Origin of the sequence: Streptomyces sp. NPDC045470, from assembly GCF_040646595.1 — a bacterium.
Lineage (GTDB): Bacteria > Actinomycetota > Actinomycetes > Streptomycetales > Streptomycetaceae > Streptomyces.
The window spans coordinates 113,160-125,693 of the sequence record NZ_JBEZAN010000019.1; the positions used below are offsets into that span (position 1 = coordinate 113,160).

The following is a 12,534-nucleotide window of genomic DNA, read 5'->3' on the forward strand; positions in this document are numbered from 1 at the left end:
GGGCGTTGTCGAGGGTCAGTGCCGGCCGAAGACTCCGGCTTTGACGCCCCCGATGAAGGAGGTCCACGAATCCTGAGGGAACTCGTGGTGGGGGCCGTCGGGGTTCTTGGAGTCTCGAACGGCCACTGCGTGGTCGGTGAAGGCGGTCTCCACGCAATCGGTCGACGGCTGGCCGCTGTAGCTGCTCTTGAACCACGTGTACCGGCCGAGTTGCTCGTTCACTTCGTTCCTCGCTAGGTCTTCAGGTGCTGCTTACGGGCCTCGGCGATCATTTCGGCCGAGGAGTTCGGGGATAGGGCCTCGCCGAGCAAGTACTCGAAGGCCGCGGTGCACAAGCTGAGCTCTTCCGGTTTCTCCAGGTAGAGCGATCCGCTCATGTTCTCGGTGTAGACAACATCGCAGGTCGGGTCGGGGCCTCTGAGCGTGATGAAGCCGGTCAGGGCTGCCGAGTGGGCGCCGCTGGCGAACGGCAGGACCCGAAGGGTGGTGCCGGGGCGCTGAGCGCGGTCCAGAAGGTAATCGAGTTGGTTGGCCATGACCTCCGGCCCGCCCACTTCCCGGCGGATCACGGCCTCGTCGAGAATGACCTGGTAGCGGGGCGGGTCCTTCCGGTCCAGGACAGCCTGGCGCTCGATGCGGGTATCGAGGAGGCTTTCCAGGGCATCGGCCTCCATCTCATACCCGGGCATCGCCTTGATCGACTCGGCGTACGCCCGTGTCTGCAGGAGGCCGGGAACGATGCCGGCCGCGAACTGGTCGATGCGCTCCGCTTCGCTTTCGAGGGCGATCAGCATCCCGAGCTCGTTCGGCAGCGATCCGGAGTGCGCTCGGGGCACCCACCAGCCTTCTGTCACCTTGGAGTTCTTGGCCAGGTCCACCAGCGCGGCTCGCTCCTCGTCGGAGGCGTCGTACGCGCGGCACAGTTGATCGACCTGGTTCCACTTGATGTTGCCCCTGGAGGACTCATAGCGGCTCACCGTGGACTTCGACATTCCGGCCCGCGTGCCCGCTTCCTCGGCTGACAGCCCCGCTGCCGCTCGGAGGGCCTGCAGTCGGATGCCGACCTGGCGGCGCCGCGTCGTTGGCCCCGCGGCCGGCGCAGGACTCCTTGCGGCGTTACGTGCTTTCGTCATCGGGTCAGCCCCCTCATCCGCATGCCCCCAGTGTCGGTGTCGGCTCGCTGGAGCCACAAGAAAGCTACACGGCGGACGGCGGTCCGTGTTGCGACACCTACCGCGGATCACTCATGCGGACAGTTTCACAATGAGCGTTTCATAGAGAGCGATCCACGCTGCATACTCCATCGCACCCGGCAGTTGCTTCGAGGCCCGGACCGCCGGATCTACCGTTTCCGGGCCATGCCCTCATGAAGGAACGTCGTTCTCGTCATGGAGACCGCCATGCCCAGTCCAGCAGTGTCTCAGTTCCCCCAGCGGGAGGACAGCACGCCGTTCCCCGTGCGGTTTCTTCCGGAGCTGGTCAGCACGGCGGCCAGTGTGTGGGAGACGGGCTCCGCTCCTGGCAAGGCACGTGTACGCGGAGGCGTTGCCCCCCGCCCTAACCAACAGCGGCGGCCCCGGCGGCCCCTCCTGAGTCACTGGTTGCCCTTGGCTCCTGGCCCTGCCACTCCCCTGCCGTATTGCAGCGTCTCCTCTGCTTCTGCTTTCCGGCGGTGCGAAGCCCTCTGCGGCTTGGCGGACCTTATTCCCGGGTGGCCGTCTCAGCTCCCCGAGCAGGCGCCGGCCACCGCCTCCGCCGTGGGAGGAGTTCACGACATGCTCAGCGGACGCGTGACGTTGAACCTTGCCGCTGCCGATGATGTCGGAGCAGCGCGGCATCGGGCTCGGAGTTTCGTCACCGAGCATTGGCCTGATTCGGCCTCCCTTGCGGACGCGGCAGAAGTGATCGTCGGGGAGCTGGGCGCCAACAGCCTCCTGCACGGCGGCGCACCGGCTGGCGTGGAGTTCGCCAAACAGGGACAGACACTGCGGATGGCGTTCACTGACGCGTCCGCAGAGCTGCCCGTGCTCCATTCCGACGCCTCGGACGTGGACGAACACCACCGCGGGCTCCTGCTCGCCACCGCGTTCGCCGAGGAGCACGGCGGCCACCTGGACGTGAAGCCCGGCGCTGACGGTCTCGGCAAGACCGTGGTGTGCACCTTGTCCGCTTCGGATCAGGCTGCGGCAAGGAGCTCGTGATGCTTGTGACTACGTATGGCCACGCTGTCGACGACGGTCCTGCCGGCCCCAGCACGCCTCAGCCGGAGCACGGCGCCACCGCTGGCTCGGCTTCGCAGAAACTGGAGATCCTGATGGCTCCCCCGCCTGTAGTGCAGCTCGTCCGGTCCGCCCTGGTACTTAACCACCTCGGCGAAGTACTGGCAGTACGCACCGCCAGCGCGCCGGACGGCACATACCGGCTGCCCGGCGGCGAGCCGGGGGCGGACAACGCCGACGTGTACGGGCTGATGCGCACTGTGCAGTACGAGACGGGGCTGCCTCTTGCGGCGCACCGGGTGCTGGTCCGCGACAGGACGAAGGGCGATCCGCCCACCGAGCACTACGTGCATTTCTGCGGCCGGCTGCCGGGCGGGCAGAAGCTCACCTTGGAGGGCGTGGACCACTTCCTGTGGCTGGCGGCCGATGCCGTGGCCGAGCACTGCGGCCGGGCTGCTGGGCGCATCGAGTCTGCCCTCGAGGCGCTGGCCAACGGAACCCTCGTCGAGCGGTGCGACGGTGTGTTTGTCGATGAAAGGCGGGCCGGGTAAATGTTTCTCACCGCCCCCGTGCCGGCAGGGGCCACCACGGCCGGTTCGGCGCCGCGCTATCTGGTCCGTCCGGCCGAGCACGCCGACCGCAGCGTCGTAGAACGGCTTGTTGCCGAGCACCCTTCGTGGGTGGAGCGCCGCGCAAGGCCCGCTGATCCCGCCGACAATCAGGTTTTGCGGCACCTCGGCGTGCTGGACGAGGGGTGGCGTCCGATGTCCTGGGTCCTATTGGAGGGATCGCAGGTGCGCTGCTGCGCCCTGCTGGTCCAGAACCTCACGCGGGATCGCACGTGGCTTCCTGACCCGCAGTGCGGCATGTCCTTGTGGATCGACGACCTGTACGCGGACCTGAAAGGTCCGGAGGCCGACGCGTACGGACCGCTCCTGACGAGCTGGTTCACCGACTACGCCGCCCGCTACGAGCAGGTGGACTGGGTGTGCGCGTGGACGAGTGATGCAGAACTGGCCGATGACCTCGGTGCGCGTCACACCATGCAGGTTCTGCGCAGCGCGCCCCACTCGGCGTCCCTGCTGCGTCGTCGGCCCCAGCGGCAGCCTGACCTCGACCGGGTTGTCGTAGCACAGCTTCCGCAGTGTGTCCTGAGCCGTAGACGGTCCTGACGGGCCTACTTCCGCAGGCGGTGTCGTCCGGCGCCGTCGCGCGGAGGGGCACGGACGCCGGCTCCGTGCCCTGGGCGGCCCCTCCCTCGTGGTGGCCGCCCGGCCTCCCGGAGCATCCCCGACCGGCGTGCTCCCGGGAGGCGGCCCTGCCTCGCCCTGCGGCTCAGGCGAGGCAGGGCCGCGCAGACCTTCCCGGCAGCCACCAGCACACCCGGGAGGACGCCGGGTGGTGCGCCCGAGGGGCCGGCCGCCCGGCCAGCACCAGGACTGTCCGGCAGGGGCGGGGCGCCATACGGCGTCCGCCGCTTCAGCTGCGCCAGCCCAGCAGTCCCTCCGTACGCGCTCCACACGATGACAGCACCTGTCACCGTCGCCGGGTACCGGTTCCTCGCACCCCGAAGGCCCAGCACGTCGGTGCACCAACCGCGCACCTCCAGCCCGGCACAGTCACGCTGACCCGCGATGCGTCCGACGCAACCTCCCCGTACCGCCTCACGCCGTCTTCCCCCGCTCTCACCTTCGGAGACCGACACCCGCCATGCCTGCACACGTCGTCACGCTGGTGCCACCCCACGAGGCACTGGACTACAGCTTTTTCCAGCACAGGCTGGCCGATCCGGCGCTCCTGCGCCGCAGCCTGGGCCTGCACATCCACACGGGTGCCGCCCTGGCGGTACCGGTCGGTGGCTGTCGCCGCGGCGGTTACCTCTCCTCGTGCTGTCTGCGTTGTGGCTGGCGTCTCCGTGACGCCCTCAAGGGCCGCGATGGCTTCCCTCGAGTGCGCTTGGCCTGGCCCTTGTATCCGGGCACTCGTCATCTCGTGCGGTGGGGCGAACGCGTTCCTGCCTCGTGGAACGCTGCCGTGATCGGCCGCTTCTACGGCTACAGCGAGAGCGCCATCGCCGCCTACCTCGGCGCGCCGGTGCCGGTTGGGGCCGCTGTATGACTGTCCGCCTCGACGCCGCTGCCTGCGGCGACCGCGACGCCGCCCGGTCTCGGCGGCGCCCGTTCCAGCCGTCCCCGGGCACAGGCGGCACCGGCGAACTGAGCGTGTTCAGCGCCCGGTTGATCCTGTGGTCGGTGCGCCGCCCCGTCCGGCGGGGAGCCAACGGCCTGCTGCTACGCGCCCAGGGGCCGGTCGCTGGCATCGGCCCAGTAGGCGGTCAGCATCTCGGTGGGCCAGGAGGGCTGGTTCACCGGGCCGCGCGGCAGCATTTCCTGGAAGACGGCCACGACGTCGATGACGGGCGTGCCGTCGTCGGCGTCCAGGTCGCTCACGTGCAGGTCGCGCCCGTCGACCCGCATCAGTCGCGGGAACGAGGTTCCCAGGCGGGCCGGCCGGCGGTGGTTGTGGTGCACGAAGGTTCCCGTGACCGGCCAGGCCGGATTGTCGCGGGGGCTGCGGGCGTGCAGAGCCACGTCGGCCGGCGAACCCTGGCTGAAGTGCCAGGTCACCTGAAGGTGGCTGAACTCCTCGATGCCCTGGAGCGTCTCGACGGGGTACTCCTCGTTGAGACGGATGATCGACTCCACGCCGCCCTTGTAGTCGTCGAGGCGTCCGGTGTGGCCGCCGACGACCGTTCCGATCACCGGCACCGTGATGAACTGCTCGGGCACGGGCTGTCCTCCATCTGTTCTCGCAGGTGCAACGCTGGGCGCCGCACCGCCGCCATGGCTGCGTCAGCCTACGCCGCGCAGGACGTCCCGTGCGCGTTCGTCCAGCTCGGCGGCGACGCTGCCGCCGCGGCCGCGCAGCGGGGACAGGGCGCGGCGCATCCGCACGACCGTCTCGCGGGCCCGGCCGGACTGGATGCCGGTCAGGGCGTCCAGGGCAGACGACCAGGTGGCGCAGGCCAGGTCGAGATGCCCCTGACGGGCTTGCACCTCGCCCAGGTACCCGAGGGTGACCACATGCGTGCGCGCCGAGGCGGGCAGGGCCCGGGTGCGGACGCTGCGCCGGAATTCGGCTTCGGCGCCCTTCAGGTCGCCCAGGTCGCGCAGGGTGCAGGCCGTCTCGTGGGCGAGCGAGGCCTCCGCGAAGAAAAAGACGCGTTCGGGCTCCTCGCCGCCGGCGCGGCACAGATCGTCCTCGGCGCGCCGCAAAGCGGCCAGTGCTGCGGCCGTGTCGCGATTGGCGGCCAAGGCCCGGGCGTGCACCACACCCAGCAGAGCTTTTTCCCGCGGGCTCGCCAGCGAGTAGCGCCGTTGGTCGACCGAGCCGGCGGCCAGTTGCAGCGCCCGCACCGGGTGGCCGAGGTCGACGGCCTGGTGGGCGGCGGCCCGCAGGATGTGTCCGGCCAGCGGTGCGTCGCCGGCCTCGGCGGCCAGCCGCAGGGCGAGGTCGAAAGTGCGCTGGGCGATGGCGTGCTCGGAGGAGTCGAAGGCCATCCAGGCCGCCAGATAGGTCAGCTCGGAGGCGGCCGCGAACGTCTCCCGGCGCAGGCGCTCGCTGGGAAAGCGTGCCTGAAGGTAGGAGGCGATATCAGAGCGCAGGTATGCGATGAGGGCATCGCGGCCGGCGCGGCCGCCCAGCCGCTGGTCCTGACGGCTGTAGAACCGCATCGCCTCGCGCACGCTGTCCACGTGGGCGGAGGTGATGCTAAGCCGGGAGACGGCCTGGCGGTCCTGCGCGGCCTCACGGCTCTGCTTCCACCAGGTGTCCGGTGGCAGCGCGGCACCGGCCAGCGAATAGGCAGACCTCTGCAGTACCTGTCGGCGGTTCATGTCCATGTAGGCGTCCCCGAGATCGATCAGCGCAGCCACGACGTTCGTGCCGGCGTCCCAGCTGAGCGCGGCCGAATCCGCCGGCGCAGCGGGTGCAAGCCCGATGTGCGCGGGCGTCACGAGACGTCCGAGCCGCCGCGAGAGCGTCTCACACACGATATGCGTGGCCTGCTCCCCCGGACAGGTGCCACTGATCCACATGGCGATGTGCGAGCGCGTCACCGTCATCGCGTGCGCAGCGCCCGCCTCGGCGGCAACGCGGACGACGTGGGCGGCCGCCTGCGACTGCGACCAGCCTGTTTCTTTGATGACCGCCGCCAGCATGTTGTTACGCGTGCGTGCCATGGTGCATCCCTCGGGGCCGAAACGATCTTTGACGCCTTTGACGGCATCCGCGTTGACGGCCGGGTAGCCCGACGCATCACTTCGCGGTTCGCTGATCACAACGGTATTCCCCCTCTGGTCAACGCCAAGCACGGATCGGCCAGTTCCCCTCTGCCGTCGGTGCTGCGCAGTTCCTGCTGTATTCCTACGTCTGGAGTCGTTCCCGTGGCAGCGATGCCCGCATCCGCCGGCCAGTACCGGTGTCCTTCCCACGCCCGCAAGCGGGGCGCGGTCTGTAGCGAGGTGGGGCGTGTCTGACCGCGCAGCCCACGCCGTGGCCCCTTCGGGCCCCTGGCACGCCGAGGCCCCGTTGCGTCTTCCCCCGGCGACGTCCGCGGCCTCGTTGACGGCCGCGGCGGTCGGCGGCGGATGGCTCGTCGACACCTTGGGGCTCCTGCCGCCCGCGGGCGCCGTTTTCGTCTCGTGTACGGCGGTCGCAGGCGTGCTGGGGTGGACCGCTGCCCGCACCCGCACTGCCGCGGAGTGCGCCAGGCGGCTGCGTACTGAGCGCGACGTCGCTCAGCAGACCGTCGGCGAACTGCTGCAGTCCTTGGCCAGCTTGGTTCCGCTCATCGACGGTGGCCGCGACAGGATCCGGTGGGCCCTTGATCAGGCCAGTCGCGGCTCCGTGCGCCTGGACTACGAGCCTCCGCCGGTCGAGCCGCGCACGGGCAGCCTCGCCGTCGATGTCCCGGCTGCTTTGCAGCAGGCGTTCGCCGAGGCGTGGCAGGCGGTGCTGACGACGGCGGCCCATGCCCGTCAGCAGCTGAGCCCGCAGGCGGAGCTGGCCGAGCTGTTCAACTCCATCGCTCCGCGCCTGCAGAGCCTGGTCAACCGTGCCATTCACGACATCGAGAAGGTGGAGTGGGGGTTGGAGGACCCGGACTTGTTGCACGGGTTGTACGGCATCGACCACCTTCTGACGCAGATGCGGCGCCTTGTGGAAAGTCTGCTGGTGCTCGGCGGCAACCTGCCCTCCCGTAACAGCGAGGCGGTCCCCATCATGCAGGCCCTGCGCAGCGCCGCCTCCGGAATCCACGACTACGCCCGGGTGCGGATAGCCCAGGCGCCGGTGGCAGCGGCGGTGCTGGGCTACGTCAGCCCCAACCTCGTGCATCTGCTGGCCGCGTTGATGGAAAACGCGACGCGGTTCTCCACGGAGCGGGTGGAGGTTCACACGCGTCAGATGAAGGACCGTGTCGTCATCCGGGTGATCGACAGCGGAACCGGGATGTCGCCGGGCAAGTACGAGGCGCTCAACCGGCTGCTGGTTGCCCCGGACACCGAGGACCCCCGCGTCCGGCTGCGTAAAGGAACCCTCGGCCTGCTGGTGGCCGCGCTACTGGCGCAGCGGCACCGCATCACGATCGAGCTGCGGCCGAACATCACGGGCGGCACCCAGGCCATCGTGGTCCTGCCGGCCGGCCTGCTCGTCGAGGCCCCCACGCAGCAACCGGCCGCGCGCAGCGGGTCTCGGGGGCTGCCGGCGCCGGCGGGACAGCGCGCTGTCCTGCCCAGCGCCGCCTCCCTCACCGATCACACTGAGGACCGCCCCCAGGAGCAGGCAGTCCCTCAGCAGCCCCTCAGCGACGGCCGTCCCGCGCTGCCACGCCGGGACGCTTTGGCCGCTGCGGCGCTTGCCGCAAGACCGCAGCAGGGCCCGCACGGACGTCCGACCGGCAGGCTGCTGGCCGACTTCACCTCGCGCACCCCCCACGCTCCGCAGCCCCGGCCCCAGGACGCCCCGGCGGCCGAGCCCGAGACCTCTGATACCCCCGCCCAGCACCCGATGCAGGAGGACAACCGTGCACGCTGAGCCCACCGACCTCGACACGGCAAAGGCCCAGGAGGAGCTGGCGAAGTTGCTGGAAGCCCTCGTCCGGCAGATCCCCGGGGCGCAGTGGGCGCTATTGTCGACCGGCGACGGTCTCAAGCTCGCCTTCTGCAACCGCAGTGTGGACGACGCCGACGACGCCGCCGCGGCCTGTACCGGGATCCGCTCGGCGGCCCGCCAGCTGTTCAAGGAGCGCCCCGGCGGCGTGCGGCAGGTCGCGGTCGAGCACGACGAGGGCTTCTGCTTCGTGATGGGCGCCGGGCTGGTGGACGAGAAGGCCGTCGGCACCCTCCTGACCGTCGTGGCCGGGCGCGATGCTGACCCGGGCCAGGCCGGTCACCACATGGTGCGGTTCGTCACCGGTCTGGACGAGCAGTTGGTCGTGGCCGCCCGCCGCAACGGCATCCGCCGGCTGGGCGCCCCCCGCAACGGCATCCGCCAGCTGGAGCAGTGACATGGCGGCCGGCGGCGGCTGGAGCAGCAGCACCCTGGGGGACGTGCGCCCGTATCTGATCACAGCAGGACGCACCCGCCCGAAGCACACACTGCACCTGTCCAGCACGTTGATCGCCAGAGCCGCCACCCGGCCGCTGTACACCACCGCCGAACACGAAGCGCTGCTGCTGTACTGCAGCGGCAGCGCCCAGGCGGTGTCCGAGCTCTCCGCCCGCCTGGGCCAGCCGGTCCAGGCGATCAAAGTCCTGGCCGGCGACCTCCTGGACGCGGGCGCTTTGATGCTGGCCAACCCCGACGGCCCCACCGGCCCTGATGTCCCGCTACTGGAGGCGTTACTTGAAGGCCTGCGCAACGACCCCTGACGTCTCCGAGCCCACGTCCGGAGCTGGGCTTCCGCTCGACTTGAAGGTGGTCATCGCCGGCAGCTTCGGGGTCGGCAAGACCACGCTGGTCGACACCCTCAGCGAGACCGGTGTCCTGCACGCGGAGGAGGTGATGACCACCGCCAGCGCCGCAACCGATCACCTCGATGACGCGACGGACAAGACCACCACGACCGTGGCCATGGACTTCGGGAAGATCACCTTCACCAGCCCCCGGTACATGGTCCTCTACCTCTTCGGCACCCCGGGCCAGGAACGCTTCGGCTATCTCTGGGATGACGTGCTGCTCGGCGCGCTCGGCGTCGTGGTTCTCGTCGACACCCGGTGCCTGGCGTCCTCCTTCCCCACGGTCACCTGGTGCGAGCAGCGCAAGGTGCCGTTCATCATCGCCGTCAACGAGTTCGACGGTGCCCACCGCTACTGCCCCGACGAGATCCGCCACGCCCTGGGCCTGCCCCCTGCCGTCCCCATCATCACGTGCGATGTCCGCCACTACGAACCTGCCCGCGCCGCCCTGACCAGCCTGGTCAGCCACAGCCTGCACCTGCGACGCGCCGCCGCACCTGGAGCCCGCCGATGACCCGTCCCGTCCCGTCACCGCAGCACGAGAGGGCCCCCCGCCAACTCGACCGTGACGCCGCGCTCAACGCCCTGGGCCTGACCGGCCCCGACCCGCAGCTGGATGCCTTCGCCCAGCGCCTGGCCCAGGCCGCCGGCGTGCCCTACGCCATGGTCAACATCTTCGGCGCCGAGCAGCAGCACTTCCTGGGCCTGTGCACCCCCGGCCCGGACAGCGGCCTGCCGGTGGTGGGCCGCTCGATGGCCCTCGAGCACGGCTACTGTCCCGAGGTCGTGCAGCGGGAAAAGGCCCTGGTCCTGCCGGACGTCTTCGTCCACCCGCGCTTCGCCGGCAACGAGGTCGTCGACCGGATCAACATCCGCACCTACGCCGGTGCGCCCCTGATCTGCCGCGGCGTTGTGCTGGGCACCGTGTGCTTCGTCGGTCACCAGGAGAAACCGAAGGCCACCGGCCGGGACTCGCTGGCCCTGATCAAAGCCGGAAGTGACGAGGTCATGGGCTACCTCTGCCGCCGCTCCGGTCTCACGCCGCGCTAGCAGCGCTGTGCCGCATCGCCGTACACCGCCTTCACCGGGAGAAAAGGGGAGCTCCACGATGTCCGACTGGTTCTTGAGGCCGCACCACCGGGAGCTGCGCCAGGACGTGCGCGCCTTCGCCGAGCGCGAGGTCGCCCCGCGCGTGGCGCACATGGAAGCCACCGGTGCGATCGAGCGCGAGCTGGCGTGGTCGGTCGCCGCGCAGGGGTGGATCGGCGCCACCGTCGACCGCGCCTACGGCGGGATGGGGGCCGGGCACCTGGCCAAGACCCTCATCATCGAGGAGCTGTCGCGGGTCAGCGGCGCCATGGGCGCCATGGCGCAGGCCTCCCAGCTCGGCACCGCGAAGATCATCCACTTCGGCAGCGAGGAGCAGAAGAAGACCTGGCTGCCGGCCATCGCCGCGGGCGAGTGCCTGCCGACCATCGCGGTCACCGAGCCGGAGTCGGGCGGCCATGTGCTCGGCATGAGCGGCACGGCGGTCCGCGACGGCGACACCTACGTCCTCAACGGGCACAAGATCTACGTCGGCAACAGCCACATCGGCAACCTGCACGGCGTCGTGCTGCGCACCGGCGAGGGCTCCTCGGGCCTGTCGGCGTTCCTGGTGGAGGCAGGCCGGCCGGGCCTGCACGTCGGTGACCACCGGCGGGCCATGGGGCTGCACGGCTTCGGCTTCGGCGAGCTGGCCTTCGACAACTGCCGCATCCCGGCGGCGAACCTGCTGGGCCGGGAGGGCGAGGGGCTGGCCGTCGCGTACTCCTCCAGCGTGCTGTACGGCCGGCCGAACTTGGCCGCGGTGGCGCTCGGCATCCACCAGGCCATCGTCGAGGAGACCGTGCGCTTCGCCGCCGAACGCCGGCGCTATGGCCAGCCGCTGCACACGCTGTCCACCATCCGGCTCAAAATCGGGCAACTGCAGTCACGGCTGATGACCGCGCGCCTGGCCGCCTATCACGCCGCCCACCTGCTCGACCAGGGCCAGCCGTGCGACGCGGAGCTGATGAACGCCAAGCTGCTCAACACCGAGCTGGCCCTGGACTCCGCCCGCGCGGCCATGGAAATCCACGGTGGCTGCGCCCTGTTCACCGACCGCCCCGTCGAGCGCTACCTGCGCGACGCCCACCACCTCTTCGCCCCGGCCGGCACCTCGGACATACAGCTGCGGCGCCTGGGCGAAATGGCGCTCGGCCTGGACAAGGGCCAGTGGTCGGCCCGCCTGGCCCCGGCCGACGACCGCTCCGCCGACGTCTGCGTGGAGGTATGACCATGCCCCGCACCCCCACCACCACCCCGGCGCCGCCGGCCGCCCCCGCCCGGCGGCCGAGCCTCCTGATCCGCCCGGGCGAGTACGCCGACCACCGCGCCGTGAAGGCGTTCGTCAGGCACCATCCCGACTGGATGGACCAACCGCCCGGCGAAGCGGCCGCCGCAGGCTGCACGCTGGTGCCGAATCTCGGCGTGGTCGAACGCGGTCATCCGGTGACCTGGCTGCTGCTGGAAGACGGCATACTCCGCAGCTGTGCCCTGGTGACCAAAGACCGCATGCGCACCCCACGCTGGGATCCAAAGCCCGGCGGAGCCCTGTGGATCGGTCATCTCTACGAGCGCCGCGACGCCGGCGCCCAAGGGTACGGCGCCCTGCTGATCGACTGGCTCCTCGACTACGGCGCGCAGCAGCGCGTGCGGTGGCTGGCCGCGCACAGCTTCGACGGGCCGCTGGCCGGCCACCTCGGCGAACGCTACGGCCTGGAGGTCGTGCACGACACCACCCCCGGTGCCTCCCTGTTCATCCTGCGCCGCAAGGCCAAGCGCCTTCCCCGCCTCGCCTCCGCCGTCCGCACGCAATTGCCGCCCTGTGTGCTCCGGCGCCAGGCCCGCACCACCGAACTCCCCCGGGCGGACTGAGGGGGCCACCCGAGGGCGGGTACGGCCGCCGCGTTCCGGCCGTACCGGCCTTCCCGGCCCCGCGAAGGTCTTGCCGCAGCCAGCGGCGCGACCGGCCGGGAAGGCACAGCCGTGGCCCGGTGCCGCCCCCTCTTCGGGTGGGGCACCGGGCGCCACGCGCCGCCCCTGTATGGCCTCTCCCGGCCGCGCTGTTTCGCATCCAGCGCCCAGCCCGGGAGATGCGGTGGCGGCCCGGGCCGCCACCGCGACCGCGCGGCTCCTGCGGGGGGGGGTGGTTTGGCCCCGAGTGGGCGGCCAGCCCGCAGCGGCGGCTGCCCCGGAGGGGGCGGGCCAGTGGG

15 protein-coding genes are annotated in these 12,534 nt (G+C 70.7%); 11 read left to right on the plus strand and 4 right to left on the minus strand.

All coding sequences use genetic code 11. The annotated features are described in order from the left end of the window. Positions 1-15: 15 nt before the first annotated feature. Positions 16-222 (minus strand): DUF397 domain-containing protein, encoded by a 207-nt coding sequence (locus tag AB0A97_RS34815; protein WP_361157786.1) that lies wholly within the window; start codon positions 220-222, stop codon positions 16-18. Between the two features lie 11 nt (positions 223-233). Further along, on the minus strand, positions 234-1,133 hold the full coding sequence (locus AB0A97_RS34820) for a helix-turn-helix transcriptional regulator (protein WP_361157789.1): 900 nt from the start codon (positions 1,131-1,133) through the stop codon (positions 234-236). Between the two features lie 642 nt (positions 1,134-1,775). Here AB0A97_RS34820 and AB0A97_RS34825 point away from each other — a divergent pair. The 4 genes from AB0A97_RS34825 (at position 1,776) to AB0A97_RS34840 (ending at position 4,337) form a co-directional block, all read left to right on the plus strand. Beyond that, on the plus strand, positions 1,776-2,201 hold the full coding sequence (locus AB0A97_RS34825; RefSeq protein WP_361157791.1) for a hypothetical protein: 426 nt from the start codon (positions 1,776-1,778) through the stop codon (positions 2,199-2,201). Further along, positions 2,201-2,770, plus strand: a complete 570-nt coding sequence (locus AB0A97_RS34830) for an NUDIX domain-containing protein (RefSeq protein ID WP_361157793.1) — start codon at positions 2,201-2,203, stop codon at positions 2,768-2,770. The genes AB0A97_RS34825 and AB0A97_RS34830 overlap by 1 nt, the downstream gene beginning before the upstream one ends. After that, complete coding sequence (locus tag AB0A97_RS34835) at positions 2,771-3,391, plus strand: hypothetical protein (RefSeq protein ID WP_361157795.1); 621 nt, start codon at positions 2,771-2,773, stop codon at positions 3,389-3,391. Between the two features lie 538 nt (positions 3,392-3,929). After that, positions 3,930-4,337: a DUF6302 family protein gene (locus AB0A97_RS34840; RefSeq protein WP_361157798.1), complete on the plus strand. Its 408-nt coding sequence runs from the start codon at positions 3,930-3,932 to the stop codon at positions 4,335-4,337. Positions 4,338-4,510: 173 nt separating this feature from the next. On the opposite strand, the gene AB0A97_RS34845 is transcribed toward AB0A97_RS34840, so the two are convergent. After that, positions 4,511-5,008, minus strand: a complete 498-nt coding sequence (locus AB0A97_RS34845; RefSeq protein WP_361157801.1) for a TrmO family methyltransferase — start codon at positions 5,006-5,008, stop codon at positions 4,511-4,513. Positions 5,009-5,071: 63 nt separating this feature from the next. Next, entirely contained in the window at positions 5,072-6,559 is a 1,488-nt protein-coding gene (locus AB0A97_RS34850) for a Tat pathway signal protein (RefSeq protein WP_361157804.1), read from the minus strand. A 283-nt stretch (positions 6,560-6,842) separates the two neighbouring features. Between AB0A97_RS34850 and AB0A97_RS34855 the strand changes: the two genes are divergently transcribed. Genes AB0A97_RS34855 through AB0A97_RS34885 form a run of 7 tightly spaced genes read left to right on the plus strand, consistent with a single transcriptional unit; the run spans position 6,843 to position 12,196 of the window. Continuing rightward, the gene (locus AB0A97_RS34855) at positions 6,843-8,315 is read left to right on the plus strand and encodes an ATP-binding protein (protein ID WP_361157807.1); all 1,473 of its coding nucleotides are present in this window, start codon (positions 6,843-6,845) and stop codon (positions 8,313-8,315) included. Beyond that, positions 8,305-8,787 (plus strand): roadblock/LC7 domain-containing protein, encoded by a 483-nt coding sequence (locus AB0A97_RS34860; RefSeq protein WP_361157809.1) that lies wholly within the window; start codon positions 8,305-8,307, stop codon positions 8,785-8,787. Before AB0A97_RS34855 ends, AB0A97_RS34860 begins: the two co-directional genes overlap by 11 nt. 1 nt (position 8,788) lies before the next feature. Next, on the plus strand, positions 8,789-9,151 hold the full coding sequence (locus AB0A97_RS34865; protein ID WP_361157811.1) for a DUF742 domain-containing protein: 363 nt from the start codon (positions 8,789-8,791) through the stop codon (positions 9,149-9,151). 46 nt (positions 9,152-9,197) lie between these two features. After that, the gene (locus AB0A97_RS34870) at positions 9,198-9,752 is read left to right on the plus strand and encodes an ATP/GTP-binding protein (RefSeq protein WP_361157855.1); all 555 of its coding nucleotides are present in this window, start codon (positions 9,198-9,200) and stop codon (positions 9,750-9,752) included. Next, the gene (locus AB0A97_RS34875; RefSeq protein WP_361157814.1) at positions 9,749-10,288 is read left to right on the plus strand and encodes a GAF domain-containing protein; all 540 of its coding nucleotides are present in this window, start codon (positions 9,749-9,751) and stop codon (positions 10,286-10,288) included. The genes AB0A97_RS34870 and AB0A97_RS34875 overlap by 4 nt, the downstream gene beginning before the upstream one ends. Before the next feature lie 58 nt (positions 10,289-10,346). Continuing rightward, positions 10,347-11,555, plus strand: a complete 1,209-nt coding sequence (locus AB0A97_RS34880) for an acyl-CoA dehydrogenase family protein (RefSeq protein ID WP_361157817.1) — start codon at positions 10,347-10,349, stop codon at positions 11,553-11,555. Positions 11,556-11,557: 2 nt separating this feature from the next. Next, positions 11,558-12,196: a hypothetical protein gene (locus tag AB0A97_RS34885; protein ID WP_361157819.1), complete on the plus strand. Its 639-nt coding sequence runs from the start codon at positions 11,558-11,560 to the stop codon at positions 12,194-12,196. Positions 12,197-12,534: the final 338 nt, after the last annotated feature.